The 15,307-nt window shown below is 70.2% G+C and carries 23 protein-coding genes; 9 read left to right on the top strand and 14 right to left on the bottom strand.

What is annotated here, in order from left to right; translation table 11 throughout:
• The 11 genes from ACZ46W_RS15875 to ACZ46W_RS15825 all read right to left on the bottom strand — a co-directional run.
• Positions 1–165, bottom strand: a 165-nt coding sequence (locus tag ACZ46W_RS15875; protein WP_468338751.1) for a bifunctional DNA primase/polymerase, incomplete at its 3' end; no start/stop codon positions are given.
• Between the two features lie 313 nt (positions 166–478).
• Positions 479–2,590 carry an ATP-binding protein gene (locus tag ACZ46W_RS15870; protein WP_468337357.1) on the bottom strand — a complete coding sequence of 704 codons (2,112 nt, stop codon included), beginning with the start codon at positions 2,588–2,590 and terminating at the stop codon, positions 479–481.
• 93 nt (positions 2,591–2,683) lie between these two features.
• Complete coding sequence (locus ACZ46W_RS15865; protein WP_468337354.1) at positions 2,684–2,845, bottom strand: hypothetical protein; 162 nt, start codon at positions 2,843–2,845, stop codon at positions 2,684–2,686.
• 23 nt (positions 2,846–2,868) lie between these two features.
• Positions 2,869–3,054: a DUF6257 family protein gene (locus tag ACZ46W_RS15860; RefSeq protein ID WP_468337351.1), complete on the bottom strand. Its 186-nt coding sequence runs from the start codon at positions 3,052–3,054 to the stop codon at positions 2,869–2,871.
• A gap of 74 nt (positions 3,055–3,128) precedes the next feature.
• A complete protein-coding gene (locus ACZ46W_RS15855) occupies positions 3,129–3,320 on the bottom strand; it encodes a hypothetical protein (RefSeq protein ID WP_468337348.1) in 192 nt (63 codons plus the stop codon).
• Between the two features lie 10 nt (positions 3,321–3,330).
• Positions 3,331–3,480: a hypothetical protein gene (locus ACZ46W_RS15850; protein WP_468337345.1), complete on the bottom strand. Its 150-nt coding sequence runs from the start codon at positions 3,478–3,480 to the stop codon at positions 3,331–3,333.
• Between the two features lie 2 nt (positions 3,481–3,482).
• A complete protein-coding gene (locus ACZ46W_RS15845; protein WP_468337342.1) occupies positions 3,483–3,851 on the bottom strand; it encodes a DUF6251 family protein in 369 nt (122 codons plus the stop codon).
• Between the two features lie 15 nt (positions 3,852–3,866).
• On the bottom strand, positions 3,867–4,238 hold the full coding sequence (locus tag ACZ46W_RS15840; protein WP_468337340.1) for an RRQRL motif-containing zinc-binding protein: 372 nt from the start codon (positions 4,236–4,238) through the stop codon (positions 3,867–3,869).
• Positions 4,235–5,089 carry a DUF2637 domain-containing protein gene (locus ACZ46W_RS15835; protein ID WP_468337338.1) on the bottom strand — a complete coding sequence of 285 codons (855 nt, stop codon included), beginning with the start codon at positions 5,087–5,089 and terminating at the stop codon, positions 4,235–4,237. Before ACZ46W_RS15835 ends, ACZ46W_RS15840 begins: the two co-directional genes overlap by 4 nt.
• Positions 5,086–5,535 (bottom strand): Pycsar system effector family protein, encoded by a 450-nt coding sequence (locus tag ACZ46W_RS15830; protein WP_468337336.1) that lies wholly within the window; start codon positions 5,533–5,535, stop codon positions 5,086–5,088. The genes ACZ46W_RS15835 and ACZ46W_RS15830 overlap by 4 nt, the downstream gene beginning before the upstream one ends.
• Complete coding sequence (locus ACZ46W_RS15825; protein WP_468337333.1) at positions 5,532–5,801, bottom strand: DUF6284 family protein; 270 nt, start codon at positions 5,799–5,801, stop codon at positions 5,532–5,534. Before ACZ46W_RS15825 ends, ACZ46W_RS15830 begins: the two co-directional genes overlap by 4 nt.
• A gap of 457 nt (positions 5,802–6,258) precedes the next feature.
• Here ACZ46W_RS15825 and ACZ46W_RS15820 point away from each other — a divergent pair, with 457 nt between their 5' ends.
• The 4 genes from ACZ46W_RS15820 to ACZ46W_RS15805 all read left to right on the top strand — a co-directional run bounded on the left by ACZ46W_RS15820 (position 6,259) and on the right by ACZ46W_RS15805 (position 9,172).
• The gene (locus tag ACZ46W_RS15820; protein WP_468337330.1) at positions 6,259–7,026 is read left to right on the top strand and encodes a GntR family transcriptional regulator; all 768 of its coding nucleotides are present in this window, start codon (positions 6,259–6,261) and stop codon (positions 7,024–7,026) included.
• Positions 7,019–7,618, top strand: coding sequence for a GNAT family N-acetyltransferase (locus ACZ46W_RS15815; protein ID WP_468337327.1), 600 nt, complete (start codon positions 7,019–7,021; stop codon positions 7,616–7,618). Before ACZ46W_RS15820 ends, ACZ46W_RS15815 begins: the two co-directional genes overlap by 8 nt.
• 480 nt (positions 7,619–8,098) lie before the next feature.
• Positions 8,099–8,368, top strand: coding sequence for a hypothetical protein (locus ACZ46W_RS15810; protein WP_468337324.1), 270 nt, complete (start codon positions 8,099–8,101; stop codon positions 8,366–8,368).
• Positions 8,369–8,713: 345 nt separating this feature from the next.
• Complete coding sequence (locus tag ACZ46W_RS15805) at positions 8,714–9,172, top strand: hypothetical protein (RefSeq protein ID WP_468337321.1); 459 nt, start codon at positions 8,714–8,716, stop codon at positions 9,170–9,172.
• 22 nt (positions 9,173–9,194) lie between these two features.
• Here the strand turns inward: ACZ46W_RS15805 and ACZ46W_RS15800 are convergent, their stop codons facing one another.
• Together ACZ46W_RS15800 and ACZ46W_RS15795 are read right to left on the bottom strand one after the other, a co-directional pair.
• Positions 9,195–9,500 carry a transcriptional regulator gene (locus ACZ46W_RS15800; protein ID WP_468337318.1) on the bottom strand — a complete coding sequence of 102 codons (306 nt, stop codon included), beginning with the start codon at positions 9,498–9,500 and terminating at the stop codon, positions 9,195–9,197.
• Positions 9,497–9,994, bottom strand: coding sequence for a hypothetical protein (locus tag ACZ46W_RS15795; RefSeq protein WP_468337315.1), 498 nt, complete (start codon positions 9,992–9,994; stop codon positions 9,497–9,499). The genes ACZ46W_RS15800 and ACZ46W_RS15795 overlap by 4 nt, the downstream gene beginning before the upstream one ends.
• Before the next feature lie 399 nt (positions 9,995–10,393).
• Between ACZ46W_RS15795 and ACZ46W_RS15790 the strand changes: the two genes are divergently transcribed.
• The gene (locus ACZ46W_RS15790; RefSeq protein WP_468337312.1) at positions 10,394–11,026 is read left to right on the top strand and encodes a LysE family transporter; all 633 of its coding nucleotides are present in this window, start codon (positions 10,394–10,396) and stop codon (positions 11,024–11,026) included.
• Here the strand turns inward: ACZ46W_RS15790 and ACZ46W_RS15785 are convergent.
• Positions 10,986–11,855 carry a bifunctional DNA primase/polymerase gene (locus ACZ46W_RS15785; protein WP_468337309.1) on the bottom strand — a complete coding sequence of 290 codons (870 nt, stop codon included), beginning with the start codon at positions 11,853–11,855 and terminating at the stop codon, positions 10,986–10,988. The two genes, ACZ46W_RS15790 and ACZ46W_RS15785, sit on opposite strands and share 41 nt — an antisense overlap.
• Positions 11,856–12,210: 355 nt before the next feature.
• Between ACZ46W_RS15785 and ACZ46W_RS15780 the strand changes: the two genes are divergently transcribed.
• The 4 genes from ACZ46W_RS15780 (at position 12,211) to ACZ46W_RS15765 (ending at position 15,146) form a co-directional block, all read left to right on the top strand.
• Positions 12,211–12,513: a hypothetical protein gene (locus ACZ46W_RS15780; protein ID WP_468337305.1), complete on the top strand. Its 303-nt coding sequence runs from the start codon at positions 12,211–12,213 to the stop codon at positions 12,511–12,513.
• 133 nt (positions 12,514–12,646) lie between these two features.
• A complete protein-coding gene (locus ACZ46W_RS15775; protein ID WP_468337302.1) occupies positions 12,647–13,582 on the top strand; it encodes a bifunctional MaoC family dehydratase N-terminal/OB-fold nucleic acid binding domain-containing protein in 936 nt (311 codons plus the stop codon).
• Positions 13,579–13,974, top strand: coding sequence for a MaoC family dehydratase (locus tag ACZ46W_RS15770; RefSeq protein WP_468337299.1), 396 nt, complete (start codon positions 13,579–13,581; stop codon positions 13,972–13,974). Before ACZ46W_RS15775 ends, ACZ46W_RS15770 begins: the two co-directional genes overlap by 4 nt.
• Complete coding sequence (locus ACZ46W_RS15765) at positions 13,971–15,146, top strand: lipid-transfer protein (RefSeq protein WP_468337296.1); 1,176 nt, start codon at positions 13,971–13,973, stop codon at positions 15,144–15,146. The genes ACZ46W_RS15770 and ACZ46W_RS15765 overlap by 4 nt, the downstream gene beginning before the upstream one ends.
• Positions 15,147–15,307: the final 161 nt, after the last annotated feature.

Genomic DNA, 15,307 nt, shown 5'->3' with positions numbered 1-15,307 from the left:
CTCCCACTTGCTGTGGCCGCCGGCGCACTGTCCGGTGCGGGGGCAGCGTTCCTCGCTGTGCAGGGCGGGGCGCTTGCTACCGGGGCGGAGGGGAAAGACGCGCCAGCCGCGTTCGGCGGCGTCCAGCGCTGCGCGCAGCAGCGCGGAGCGGGGGTCGTAGGCCATGCTGGAGGTCTCCAGTTCTGTTGAGTGCTGGGAGACGAGGGCGGCCCCGGACTTTGGCGAGTGCAAGGGGCCGCCTTCAGTGTTGGTGGAACGGCGGTATGCGGAAGCGGATCAGGGCTCTTGCCGGTCGCTTGGAGGGAGGCAGGAGGGGGCGCCCCGAAGGCACGTTCTAGGGCCGTTCCCGACCCGGCTTCGGGGCGACTCCCTGCCTCCCTGGCGTGTTGTTTTTCCTGGTCAGAGCCAGGGATGCGGGTCAGGGAGGGGGTGAGGGAGTTCTCCCTGCCTCCCTGGCCCGGCTGGGCGCGGCTCCCTGTCACTGGGCGGCGGAAGCGGAATCCTCGTCGCCCCGGTTGGTGAGGGCTCGGGTGATGCGGTCGCGGCCGACGACCATGCGGCCGTCGGACTTGTACGGCTCGGCTCCGGTGCCGTCCAGGACGCGCTTGAGGTCGACGAACGACCAGCCGCCGTAGGCCTCAGCGTTCAGCGCGGTCAGCCGCTTCAGCACGTCCTGGGTCAGCAGGCGCGGCGCGTCGCCGACGACAGCGGCGATGTCGGCGAGCGGGTCGACCGGGTCGCCGGTGTCGATGACGTGGACAGTGGTGACGCCGTCGCGCAGGGCCTTGGCCCGGTTGGCGATTTCGGTGGCCTGGTCGGTGTCGATGTAGTGCGTGCGCACCGTGATCGATGCCTGGCCGGCGGGGATCTCGATGCCGTCGGAGGCGACGACGAGGGTTCCCTTGTCCAGGCCGGGCCGCAGCAGGTGCGGGGCGGCGCCGCCGTCGACGGCCTTGTCCCCCAGCGCCATCCGGGCCTGGGATTCGGTGCCCAGCGCGAGCGAGGCACGCGTGTGGGCGCCCTCGCGGACGAGCTTGGGCAGGTTCTGGTCGGTGGGGTCCTGGGTGCCCTGCCACAGCAGCACGTTCACCGCGCGGCCCTGGTTGTGGATCTTCCGGGCGGCCATGAAGTACCGGGACGTGGCCTTGGACCCGCCATAGGGCCGCTTCTCCTCGTCCACGGCCGGGCACATGAACGCCACCTGAGCCTCGTCCACCAGGAGGATCAGCGGCGGGAAGGCAGTACCGGGCGGCGCGGTCAGGCGCCGTTCCATCTCGCTCACGCCGGACTCGACCATCTCGGTGGCCTGGATGACGTGCTCGTCGGTCGGGCCCTGGATCAGCACCGTGGCCAGCCCGTCGAACATCGCCCAGTCGCCGGCGCCCTTGAGGTCCGCTACGCGGAACTCGACCGTGGGGTCGAGCGCCAGCCACAGGGCCAGTGCCCGGACGGCGGCGGTCTTGCCCTGGTTGGACAGGCCCGTGACCAGCATGTGCCGCTGATACAGGCTCAGTGCGGCAGCGTCCCCGCGCAGGTCCTGGCCCCACGGGGCGCGGCCGGTCTTGTAGTTGGCGCGCAGGTCGGGGTCGGTGACGAGCGGGGAGGGGCCGATCGGCTCGTCCAGGGCGCCGGAGTCGGCGATCCACAGCCGGACGGTGCGGGCGGCCTGGGGGATGGTGATGAACACCTCGTGCTCGTGCCGGTTGAGGTTCTCCGCGAGCTTGCGCCGACGGCCCTGGACCTGGTCGGTGGAGACACCGGAAGGCAGGGTGACGTCCACCTCCACGCCGCATCCGGCGATCCGGATCGGCCCGAGCATCGCCGCACCAGCGTCGCCCATCTCCTTGATGGCGTTGCGCAGCGGCGCAATGCCGAGATCACGCAGCGCGGTGACCACGATCGACGGCGTGATCGGGGCACCGGCATCGTCGCCGCGCTTGCCGGCCGGGAGCGCCCAGTTCGGGGCGGCGTTCCTGTGGCGGCCGACCGCCCACAACCCGACGAGGGCGAGCCAGGGGCCGAGGGCGAGGAGCGGTCCCCACACCACCTGCACGATCACGACCAGCAGCCGGATCAGCTCCACCAGCGCCATGAGCGGGGTGATCACGTCGGTGACGTCCTCGTTCGCCACCGCCAGGGCGATACCGATGGCGATCAGCAGCCCTATCCCGCCCGCGGTTCCCACGGCCACCCCTTTGACCAGCCGTTCGGGGGCGGCGAGCAGGTCCATGCGGCGCTTGTGCCTATCCGCGCGGAAGCGGTGCAACCGCTCCTCCCAGTCGCCGGCCGCCTCGTAGTTCCCGGCGGCCTCGGCGGCCCGCAGCATCCGTTCATAGCGGGCACCGGTACGGCCGTCCCACGCCCGCCGAGCCACGATCCGCGTGCCGCCGACCACGTAGGACGTGTGGCGGAACGCGAACCGGCCGGCGGCCTTCGTCCGCTCGTGCGTCGCCGCGTCGGCCATAGCGCGGCCGGTGCGCTTCCACACCCGCACCGGGGGTGTGTCGGGCACGGAGGCGGCGGCGGTGTCCTCCCTGGTTTCCGCCGATGGGGGCGGGGTTTTGAACAGGGGGACGACGTTGTCCGTCATGCTGGTCTTCTCCTGTCTGGCCTTGGTGCTGGACGGGGATGGGCCCGGGGGCGGCCCGATTCCTTGGCCGGGATGGCCGCCCCCGGGGTGTAGTCAGGCGCGGTGCTTGCGCACGTGCTCCTCGCCGCGCCGCTTGGCCTCGTAGGCGCCGCCGTAGGCGCGGCCCCGGACGCCGCAGGAGCAGCGCCAGCCGGTGTAGTTGCCGTAGACGCCGTCGATGCTGATCCGGTGCTTGGTGCCGAAGATGTTGTTCATGGCAGGGGTCCCTTCGGGTCGGGTTACTTGCTGCGGTTCTTCGCTTCGCGCTTGCGGGCGGTCTCGATGACGCGCTCGACCTTGCGCTCCAGGTCGGCCTGGTGGACGTCGTCACCGGCCAGACCGCGCTTGCACATACGCGCGACCAGGTAGGTGACCTTGGCCTTCTCGGCGGCGGTGAGCTTGGGTTCCGGGTCGTGCTTGCCCATAGGGGGTGCCTTTCCGGGGCCGGTCTGTCCGGCTCCCCACCCGCCCCGGGGTGGCCAGGGTGGGCAGGCAGCCGTCAGGCGGGCCGCAGCTCGTGCGTGTGGCACAGGACGGGGCCGATCAGCGGACTGATCCGGTGCACCGTCCACCGGCCCGCCGTGAGCGGGCCGGGCGGTACCTCGTCGACGATCCGGCCGGTCTTGCCTACCGCGCGAGGATCGTCCTCGCACGAGACGATCCGCACCTTGTCACCAGCCTTGAACGGCATAGGGACTCCTTCAGAGTTCGGAAGGGTGCAGGATTACGAGGTCGGCGCACACGCAGGAGCGCCAGAAGTAGCCGCACTCGGGGCACCAGTCACGCTCATCCGGCTCTTCGGGGCCGAGCTGTGGTGTGTCGGGCGGGTAGCCGACGATCCAGCGGCCCATCGCTACCGCCTCCGCCTCAAAGTCTTGGCAGCGGCCTTCCCATCCGACCCACCGATCGACTTCACCACCGTGGCCACGCCCCAGGTCAGAGCGACGGCCAGGAAAGCGAGCAGCGCCAGGTTCGCGGCGATGGCGGTCAGCACGCCGACGAGCAGCGGGCCGAAGTACACGCCGGCCGCCACTGCGCCGGCGCCGACCCCGGAGCCGAGCGCGATGCGCTGCACCGTACGGTCCGGTGCGGCCTGGTGGATGTGCTGGTGCACGATCTGCGGGCCGGGCTGCTGGGCGGGGACGATGCTGGCCGCATCTGCGTAGACGTAGCGGCCATCCGGGAGCTGCACCACAGGCGGCAGCTCGGGCAGCGATTCCATAGAGGACTCCTTGGATCAGGCAGCGGCCTGTTCGGGAAAGGCGCAGGGAGCGCACATGCCGAGCGAGGGCGGAATGACGTAACCGGCATCGCGTCGGCACTGCGGGCAGGTGCGGCGGGCCAGCATCGCGAGGGCAAGCGCACCCCACTTGCGGGCCGTCATCGGCCGCACGGGCTTGGCCTGATCGACGCGGTAGAGGTAGGCGGTCAGCGGTTCGCGCCGGCGGCGAGGACGCAGCATCTGAGCAGCCACGTCTTGGCCGCCGGGCCGAAGGCCCCGGGCGCGGAGCTGACGCCGGGTGGCGTAGCCGTCCGGTGCCAGGCGCCAGGGGAAGGTGGGGATGCCGAACCGTTCGCCGGTCGGGTCGTAGCAGTCGGCGAGCGTCATGCCGCCTCACCGCCGGCGGTGCGCTCCGCGCGCAGCGTGTCCCGCAGCGTCCGGGCCTTCTCCGCCGACGTGCGTACGGCCTTACGGATGCGCTCGGCCGTCAGATCGGTGTCGGGCCAGTCGGCCGTAGCCGACCGGGCCTCGCTCAGCAGCTCCTCGGCGGTCCGGGTCGGTCGGGCACTGCGGGCCGCGTCCGGCACCCGACCGATCGCCCGGACCGGTCGGGCCGACTCCGCAGCCACCGCCCCGACCGAGGTGGACTCGGCAGGCTCGCCGGTCGTCTGCGGCATGTCGACCGCTACCGACTCGATGACCGGCAGCTCCACCACCGGGGCGGGCGGCTCCGGGGCCGACTCCACCAGGTCAGGCACCGACCGATTCACATCGATCTGATCCGATTTCTCCGCATCTGCGGTGGGAGTCGGTCGATGGTGGAGGACCTTGGCCACCAGGTCCGAGCCGAAGTAGATCGACCCGACCGGAAGCGACGTCGCCAGCAGCACCAGCAGCCAGTTCGCCGGGTCCCAGTCGGCCAGTCGACCCCAGTCGACCGACCGACCGTGCAGCTCCGGCACCAGACCGTGCACGTAGTTCAGGACCAGCGAGGCGATCGTGTAGGCGGCCAGCACCCGCAGCGCGAACCGCTTATCGGCCCGGTCGGTCAGGACCAGGGTGGCGACCAGGGCGAGGGCCATCAGGCCGTCGACCACGAACGGGTAGAGCGTGGCGGCGGTGCTGTCGGCACCGACCGCCCGGGCCACGTCCCGCAGCGCGTTCCACGACACCCGAAACGCCATGCCGACCACGGCGACCAGGGCGAGGACAAGCAGGATCTTGCCGCCCCGGTTCACGCCGCACCGCCCAGTGCGATCAGGGCGGCGAGGACCAGCAGTGCGCCGGCGGCGTAGGTGAGATCGATGGCGCGCTGGAGGCGGGTGAACTTGGCCACCGCGATCCGGGACAGGCCCGCGATATCGGCGGCCCTCCCGTTCTCGCTCAGGTGGGCTGTGATCTCGTCCGGGGTGAGCGTGGCCCACAGCGGGAAGCCGGCCCCACCCCCGAGGTTCGGCCGGACCGCCCGCAACAGCACGCCCACCACGACCAGCAGTACGGCGACGCCCAGACCGCCGACCGCGAGGGCGGCCATGGGCAGGCGGGTGTGGCTGGCGATCGTCCAGACGCCGGCGAGCGCGGCGCCGGTGAACGCCAGCAGCAGCGATGCCTTCGTATCCGTACGGGCAAGCTCTGCCTTGACCTCCGCGTGCGCGGCGGCCAGTGTCGTGTCGGTGTGGCTCATGCCCCCACCCCCGGCAGGGGCATCGTGGCGGCCTTGTTGGTCAGGTCCCGGCGGGCGGCGAGCACCTTGCGGCAGGCCCGGCGGATACGCCGCTCGTCCAGCTCACTGACAGGCCGGTCCAGGGTCATGATCTGCGCGTCCAGCAGCTCAACCTCAGCCAGGATCAGCGGAATCTCTTGCTCGATCGCGTCCAGCTCCGCGTCTGACGGCTCACCGTCGAACATGGGGGCGGTAACAACCGCCTGAAGTGCAGCGATGGTCTTCATGAGTCGTGGTCTCCCTAGCAGGTGAAACGGCTCAACCAGCACCCCCGGAGTTGCAGCTCCGGGGGTGCGTGCCGTTGAAGACGGAACCTCCGGCTCCCCTCACCCCGCCCGTACGGCCCACAGGGGCCGGACGGGCGGGGGAGGCAACCGGCCGCAGCGACTCAGTGCTGCGGAGTGGTCGGGTCGCGCTGTACATCACGCGGACTCCGCGTGGCCGCCTACTTGGCCGAGGAGAGGCGGCGTCATCCCCATTCAGTTGTCAAAGAACCGGCGCTTCCTTAGAGCCGACCCGCATAAGCGGAGCCCTCCGGGCGTTATGCAGCACGAGATTGGCACCTCTGGTCTTGCTGGTACCAACCAGTTGCTGAACATGATGCTGCACCCCTGTGGCGCGACCCGTCAAGCACTTCGGTGCGACTCGTACCAACCAGTGGACCCAGTGGGGCATCATGAGGGCATGGCGACGCGCTCAGACCCCCTGTACATGCAGTTGGCTGCCAGCCTCCGAGCGAAGATCGAGAGCGGGGAGTACCCGCCCGGCAGCAAGCTGCCCAGCGAACGGAAGCTCATGGAGATTTATGACGCTTCCCGAAACACCGTGCGTCTGGGACTGCAACGACTCGTTGCAGAAGGACTGGTATTCGCGAGCCAAGGGCGCGCGTACATGGTCCATCGGCAGGACGTTTTGGTTTACAACTCTTCCCGCTCAGAGAACCACAATCGACGCCTGACTGCGGGCGTTGATGCCTGGGTCCAGGACATACGCGAACAGGGGCGGACACCGAGTCAAAAGATCTCGGTAAGCATCGAGAAGGCAGACTCTAACGTGGCCCGTCGCCTCGAAATTGAACCAGGCGATCTCGTACTGGTGCGTCGTCGACTACGCTTCGTCGACGAGCAGCCATGGTCAACGGAGGATTCGTATTACCCGCACGACCTGGTGAAGAACACACCGATCGCGGAACCCGCCGATATCGCGGAGGGCGTCATCGCCTACATGGCCTCTCTGGGATACAGGCAGACGCACTACATCGACGACGTCACAGCACTAATGCCCAACCCCAAGCAAGCTGAGGAAATGGCCGTCGAAGCCGGTATCCCGCTGCTGGTCAGGACACGCGTCGGGTTGACCGACTCGGGGCCCGTGCGTGTCACGATCACGGCGATGCCGACAGACCGCAACGTGCTTCGCTACGAGCTGGGAGCGGGTGCCCCGAATGCATGACGACCGTGTCACCATCCGGCCTGCAAGCCCCAGCGAAGCGGAAGTAATCGCATCCATGTGGGACGAAGCCGCCGGATGGCTCAAGTCGCAAGGAGTCGATCAGTGGCAGTACCCGCCAAATAAGGAAAAGATAGCCCACGACATCGACCTTCTGCACGCCTATGTGGCACGCAGAGGTAACGATTATTTGGGCACCATCACGGTAGACGGCCTCGCCGATCCTGAATTCTGGTTGCCGGGCGATACGCCGGGCAGCGCGCTTTACGCGCACCGCATCATCGTGCGGCCCACGGCTAAGGTCTCCGGGTTGGGTACGGCATTGCTCGATTGGGCCTCGGAGAGAGCGGCGAAACTCGGCAAGAAATGGCTTCGGGTCGACGCCTGGAAGACAAATTCCAAGCTGGGACGCTATTACGAATCTCAGGGGTTCGAGCACATCAGAACCGTTGATCTCCCGCACCGTAATTCAGGCGCCCTGTACCAGCGGCCGGCAGGGAGCATCAAGGGCGGCGGTCCTCGATACCTGGCGCTGGATGTGCCCCAGCTCGACGAGAACGGGAACCCAGAGTGGGGCACGTCGTCCGAGGTTTAGAGCGCCCGGTTGGCGTACAACAAATGGCGGCACACACCGCAGTCACCGCAGGGCGCTGCCTTCCACGCCTCTGGCTAGCGCGCGGATACAAGTGCGACAGCGCTGCCGCACGGCGGAAGCGGTAGGCAACCTGGATGGCGCCACCACAGTCAAAGAATTTTGGTGACTTGCATCACAGAAAAAAGCGGACATATAGCGCGAATCTCCATGTGGCACCGGGTTTACGGGACGATTCTGCTCCACGATTGTCGGTGGCATGTGCTATAGGGGCTTATTGCCGCAGGTCAGGCCATCCAGAGTGATCGGCCCCTGGCCAAGGAAGTCCAGCAACGTCTACCTCACGTACGTCCGCGTCACATCCGTCGAGGCGGGCGGTCGTGTCGGGGGCGTGCCATACGGTTGGAGATGTCAACACCGAAGGGCGCGCCCACCTTTGGGAAGAGGCCTCGGGCGCGCCCTCCTGTTAACCAAGGAGGAAGCATGTCCATCCCCGGTTTCGGCGAACTGTCGATATTCGACACCCACCTGCTCCAAACTCTCGCACGCGGGACCGACAGCCGCAAGAAACTAATGATCATGGCTGCAGTTCTGCTGGCCTGCGTGATCAACGGCGACACCCTGACTGGTGTTCTGCGCCAGGCGACCTATCTGGTCGTTGCGGTCATCGTTCTGGTTGTTGTGCAGATGGCCGTGTCGTACCTTCCGCAGCCGCGTGAAGGGTCGGTGGTTGCGCCCAACGTTGACGGCTGACGGCAGTCCGGGTGGGGGCGTCTGAAGGGCCTCCACCCGGACCGCTGGTGCGGCCATGGGCCATGTGTGGGCCGGCGCCATACCCCTAGATGGCCGTGCAGCGTTCAAGTGCTGGTCAAGCCGCTGTGGATGCTATGAGCGCAGCGCTCTTGAAAACCGTCGTGGCGCGAGTCACCGTGGGTTCAAATCCCACACCCACCGCAGCAGGCCGGCGCACGCGCAGGCCAGAAGGGGCGTCCCGGTCGTGGGCGCCCCTTTCGCGTGTCCGCCGAGATGTGACCGGTATCCAGACAATGCGCGACGCAGGGGTACCGCCAGAGGGCCGGTTCATGAGAAAGCAGTGCCATGGAGCTCTGGGTGGGGGTCATCGCTGTGGTCGGCACGCTGCTCGGTGCGGTCGTGTCGCATACCCTGCAGTCCCGCACGGCCGTCAGGTTGCACACCCAGGCCACGAGCGCGGAGACCAGACGCGAACTGCGTCATGCCACGGCTCGACTGGTCGCGGCGGAGACCGTCTTCCGCCGTCTGCAGTACGCCAGGTGGGAAGTTCGAGATGCCGGGGATGCGGCGAGGGAAGCCGAGGATGCCGCGCTGGAGGCCCGCTCGGAGGTCATAGCAGCGCTGGCTGAAGTGAAGCTGCTCACCGATGACCGCGAGGCGCGCGAGCGGCTCGACGAATTCGCCGACGCGACCTTTACCCTCCACTACGCCTCGGACGAGGACGACCTTGCCCTGCGTTCCCATCGGACTCGGGACGCTGCTGACCATCTGGTGGAGACGATCGGGCGCTTGGTCCGTCGTTGAAGGGCTCCGGAGGTCCTGAGCGCTAGGGCCCGACGATGGCGCGGAGGGCCGCGAGGTGGGCGTGGTAGGCGTCGCGGCCGGGGGCGGTGAGGCGGAGCCAGACGCGTTGGCGGGTGTCGCGTACCGCCTTGCGCTGTTCGACGTAGCCGGCGTCCACCAGGACGGTGACGTGTTTGCTCAGGACCGAGGCGGAGACGTCGAGTTGGCGTTGGACCGTGGCGAACTCGGCCTCGCCGGCGGTGTCGAGGAGTGCGCAGATGCGCAGCCGGTTCGGGGCGTGGATGGTGGTGTCGAAGCCCGCCATGGGGTCGGGGGCGGAGTCGCTCATGAGGCCTTCCGGTGCAGGCGGACGAAGACGAGGTGGAAGGCGACCGACACCGCCGCGCCGATGGTGGAGGCGGCGAACAGCCACAGCGGCTCGCCGGTGGCGCGGAAGACGAAGGCCGAGCCGAGCAGCAGGACGGGAAGGCCGGTCGCGAGAGGCAGGGTGACGCGCTTGGGGAGGACATCGAAACGGAGGGCCACGCCCGTCTTCTTGCGCCAGTTGGAGGCCGCGAACGCGTACAGCGTCATGTACGCCGCTGTCATCACGATGAGGACGGTGCCCCAGGTGGCGCGTGGCAGCAGCCATTCCGGATCGGCCAGCATGCCCCCGTACAGCGGCGGTATGGCGGCCGTGTAGAGCGTGAGCGCGGTGGCGAACCAGGTCGGCCACGGGGTGGCGGACAAGGCGGTGGTGGAGGCCCGGACCTGCTCGGTCTCGGCCAGCGCGGCGAGGGCCTGCTGTGCGGTCGGGCGGATGACGTCCCCGTTGGTTTCCATATTGGAAACTGTAGAGGTGAGTTTCCGTTGTGGCAAGTGAAGGTTTTCCGTGATGGAAAGTGGCATCGGTCGCTAGAGTCGCGGCATGGGGGATTTCGCGAGTCAGGGCCGGACCGTGCTGTGCAAGTCGTGCCACCGGCCACTGCGTCAGAACCGTCGCTGGTTTCCGCAGCAGTACTGCAACCGCTGGCACAAGGTGAGGCACCGGGTGGCGAGTTTCGTCGGCAGCGTGCTGGACAACGCCTAGCGGGTAAATGCGTTGCCGGGGCGGCCGGGGCGGCGCCAGCATCGGGGCATGACCCCTCGTAGCCACCGCCCGTCGCCGTCCGCCGCCGCACGTCCGGTGCGCGGGCGACAGCAGTGCGGGCGGCCGTGGCGGGAGCCGGCTTCCGTGCGCCCGTGATCGCCGCGCTGGTCGCGGGGGCGCTCGCCGGGTATGGGATCGCCATACCGGTGGGGGCCGTCGGGGCGTATCTCGTGGCGCTCACCGCCCGGACGTCGCTGAAGGTCGGGGCGTGCGCCGCGCTCGGCGTTGCGACCGCCGACGGACTGTACGCGCTGGTCGCCGCCCTGGGCGGATCCGCGCTCGGGCCGGTCCTCGAACCGGTCATGGTGCCGCTGCGGTGGGCGTCGGCCGTGGTGCTGGTGGCGCTGGCCGCGCGCGGTGGCGTGGTGGCCGTACGGCAGTACCGGCGGCGGCAGACGGCGGCGCGGGACGACGAGGCGCCGGTCGGGGCCTTGCGGGCGTACCTGGGACTCCTCGGGATCACCCTGCTGAACCCCATGACCGTGATCTACTTCGCGGCGCTGGTGATCGGCAGCCGTGGCGCCGGTGACGCGGGCGGGCCGGCGCAGGCCGTCTTCGTGCTCGCCGCCTTCCTCGCGTCCGCGAGCTGGCAGTTGCTGCTGGCCTGCGGCGGCGCGCTGCTCGGCAAAGTGCTCACGGGCGGCCGTGGGCGGCTCGTCACCGCCCTGCTGTCCAGCGCCCTGATCACCGCGCTCGCCGGCCACCTGCTTCTCTCGGCACCGTGAGGCGGGCCGCCGAGGCGATGGTGGCGCGCGCCTCGTGGGCGGTGAGGCCGGTGCGTACGGCGGCGTCGGTGAGTGCGTCCGCGAGGTCGTCGCCGATGCCGTTCTCGTACGCCCGGCAAGCCGCCCAGAACAGCCGGGTGTTGCGCTGCCCCTCGCGGGCGGCGAGCACGAAGCGGACCAGGCCCTCGCCGTGCGGTTCGGCGCGCCTCGGGCGGGCGTGCGCCGGCGGCGGGGGCGTCAGGAGGCGGAGGAGGGCCGGCGGGCAGGGCGCCGGGGGCAGGGCCGCCGTCCCGGGGGCCAGGCGGTAGGCGCCGCGGGCGGTGACCGAGCCGGGGCCGACCAGGTAGCCGCCGGCGCCCCGGATGTCGATGCCGGGGGCGAGGCGCCCGGCCGAGTTCGGGACGGCCACGTCGGGCGGACCGGTCAGCCACAGGTGGCGCCCGCCGCTGGGCGTGAGGACGGTGACCGTGGCGGGAACGGTGAACCCGCGCTCCAGGGCGAGGCGTTGGAGTACGGCCGGCGCGGTGTCGAGGTCGACGCCGATCAGGTGGTGCGGCGGGCGCCCGCAGGCGATGCCGTAGCCGGTCGCCCAGGGCGCGAGGGCGAACAGGGCGCGTACGGCGGCGGGGTCGGCCGTCGCGTCGTGGACGCCGTGCCCGGGCAGGCCGCACTCGCCTCGGCAGGGAGCCGGCCCGGGGGTGCCGCGGTGCGGGGACGGCAGGGCGGGGAGCTTGGTCGGCGACAGCGGGATGACGGGCAGACCCCGCTCGGCGGCGGACAGGGCGTGGGCCAGGGCCAGGGTGGCGGAGCGCCGGTCTGTAGCGGCCATGACTCCATGCTCGTACTCCCGTTCGAATAAGGGAAGAGGGTGGGGGAGGGGGAAGGGGGAGAGGCGGGAGGGCGGAAAGATTGGCTGAAAATGCGCCGGAACGATTCTCCTCTTGGGTGCGGCGGCCTCGTGCGGCCCTCCAGCCGCCTGCCGCGCCCTGAGCTGCGGTTTTGGGCGAGCTGAGGATGTTTATCGACTTGTCCTCACGCTTGCGGGGGAAATGGGTGCTCCGGGCTGGTTCGCCGGGGATTCGGTGGGCAACTCTTGAACCGCGACGTCGAGAACTCGCCCAGGACGGTCGGCCAACTGCCTGGGAACCAGCCGTACTTCCGCACGTGGTTCTTGGAGGACTTACATGGCAAGCATCCGTACCGCTCGCGTCATCGCCGCTGTCGCCGCCCTGCCCCTCGCCGTCGGGCTCTTCGGGGGTGTGGCCCACGCTGACACCGGTGGCATCGCGAGCGACGGATCGAACGCGTCCGCCGCCTCGATCAGCGGCAGCGGTGTCGGCGGTCAGAACGCGGGCAACTCCACGACCGGTCAGCAGGTCGCCAACGGCGGCGGCTCCAACCAGAGCAACACCACGAGCGCGAACGGCCCCGGCTTCACGGCCGTGGGTCAGACCACCCCCACGGTGACCTTCACCAACCTCTGGTAGGCCGGCCCGCAGGGGGTCATGGGGACGAGGTGAACGGCGGCCTGTGCGGCGGTACTCCACTACCGGCGTACAGGCCGTTCGTCGTCCCCGCCGTCTTGACAGCCGGCAGATATCTGACGGACAGTCAGAAACTGTGACCGACGAGCTGGACCAGACGGACGGCCTGGACGACGACGAACGGCTGAAGGCATACGAAGGACGGCCCGCCACCACCGCCGGCGCCGGCAAGGACCCCGTCAACGCGCCCATGATCAGGCACTGGTGCGAGGCGATGGGCGACACCAACCCCGCGTACACCGGGCCCGACGCCATCGCCCCGCCCACCATGCTCCAGGTGTGGACCATGGGCGGCCTGTCCGGGCACACGGGCCGCACCGGCCGCTCGGACGCGTACGACGAGCTGCTCGCGCTCCTCGACGGCGCGGGCTGCACCGCGGTGGTCGCGACCGACTGCGAGCAGGAGTACGTCCGCGACCTGCGCCCCGGCGACGCCGTCACCTTCGACGCGGTGATCGAGTCCGTGTCCGGGCGCAAGACCACCAAGCTGGGGACCGGGCACTTCGTCACCACGCGGACGGACGTACGGGTGGAGGGCCGGCTCGTGGGTACGCACCGCTTCCGGATCCTCAAGTACGCGCCCGCCGGGCCCCGCCGGAAGCACCGGCGGCCCCGGCCCGTGATCAACCGGGACAACGCCGGGTTCTGGGACGGCGTCGCCGCGCACCGGCTGCTGATCCAGCGGTGCACCGGCTGCGGCACGCTCCGCTTCCCCTGGCTGCCGGGCTGCAACGCGTGCGGGTCGGGCGCGTGGGACACGGTCGCGGCGAGCGGCGAGGGGACGGTGTACTCGTACGTCGTCATGCACCACCCGCCCTTCCCGGCCTTCGACCCTCCCTACGCGGTCGGGCTCATCGAGCTGGCCGAGGGCGTCCGCGTGATCAGCAACGTCATCGGCGTCCCGTACGACAAGGTGCGCATCGGCATGCCGGTCCGGCTGGAGTTCCAGCGCGTCGACGAGGACCTGGAACTGCCGGTCTTCCGAGGAGTGGGGGAGGGAGGAGCCGGATGAGGCCCGGGGACGAACTGCCGCCGCTGCGCATCCCGATCACCCGCACCCTGATCGTCGCGGGCGCCATCGCCTCCCGCGACTACCAGGACGTGCACCACGACGCGGAGCTCGCCAAGGAGAAGGGCTCCCCCGACATCTTCATGAACATCCTGACGACGAACGGCCTCGTCGGCCGGTACGTCACCGACCACTTCGGCCCCCGGGCCCGCCTCCGCAAGGTCGCCATCCGGCTCGGCGCGCCCAACCACCCCGGCGACACGATGACGCTGACCGGCACGGTGACCGACGTGGACGACGGATCCGGCACGGTCACCGTCCGGATCGTCGGCGCGAACCGGCTGGGCAACCACGTCACCGGCACGGTGACGGTCACGGGGGTGGAGGGACCGTGAGCGTACGCGGGGCCGACACGCTCGGCGGACGGGCGGCCGTGGTCGGGATCGGCGCGACCGAGTTCTCCAAGGAGTCCGGGCGCAGTGAGCTGAAGCTCGCCGTCGAGGCCGTGCACGCCGCCCTCGACGACGCCGGGCTCACCACCGCCGACGTCGACGGCCTGGTCACCTTCACCATGGACACCAGCCCCGAGATCACCCTCGCCCAGGCGGCCGGCATCGGTGAGCTGTCCTTCTTCTCCCGCGTCCATTACGGCGGCGGCGCCGCCTGCGCCACCGTCCAGCAGGCCGCCCTCGCCGTCGCCACGGGCGTCGCGGAGGTCGTCGTCTGCTACCGCGCCTTCAACGAACGCTCCGGCCGCCGCTTCGGCGCCGGCGTCCAGCACCGCGAGCCCTCCGCCGAAGGCGCCGCGCTCGGCTGGCAGCTCCCGTTCGGGCTGCTCACTCCGGCCTCCTGGGTCGCGATGGCCGCCCAGCGCTACCTGCACACGTACGGCCTGACCCCCGACGCCTTCGGCCACGTCGCCGTCACCGCCCGCCGCCACGCGGCCACGAACCCCGCCGCGTACTTCTACGGCCGGCCCATCACCCTCGCCGACCACGCCGCCTCACGCTGGATCGCCGAGCCCCTGCGGCTCCTCGACTGCTGCCAGGAGACCGACGGCGGCCAGGCACTCGTCGTCACCACCGCCGAGCGCGCCCGCGACCTGCGCCACCCGCCCGCCGTGGTCGCCGCCGCCGCGCAAGGAGCCGGGCGGGCGCAGGAGGCGATGACCGGCTTCTACCGCCACGACCTCACCGGCCTGCCCGAGACGGGCGTCGTCGCCCGCCAGCTCTGGCGCACCTCGGGCCTCCGCCCCGCCGACATCGACGTCGGCATCCTCTACGACCACTTCACGCCCTTCGTGCTGATGCAGCTCGAGGAGTTCGGGTTCTGCGCCCGCGGCGAGGCCGCCGACTACGTCGCCGCCGACGCCCTTCCCCTCAACACCCACGGCGGTCAGCTCGGCGAGGCGTACCTGCACGGCATGAACGGCATCGCGGAAGCCGTCCGCCAACTGCGCGGTACCTCCGTGAACCAGGTCCCCGACGCGGCCACGGCCCTGGTGACCGCCGGTACCGGCGTACCCACCTCCGCCCTGATCCTGACCGCCCCGGACGCCGGTCCCTGACGCCGGTCCCTGACCCCGGTCCCTCACCCGCGCCGCGCGGGCCCCGGGCCCGTGACGCCGGTCCCCGACCCCGGCCCCCGACCTCGACCCCTGACCCCCACGCCCCGCACCTCCACCCACAGGAGGTCCGGCCGGCGGCGGCCCTACAACCTGAGGCGGAC

Source organism: Streptomyces sp. NPDC031064 (assembly GCF_055570965.1).
The sequence above is the reverse complement of the archived record's forward strand: the minus strand, read 5'-3'. Positions and strand labels throughout refer to the sequence as shown.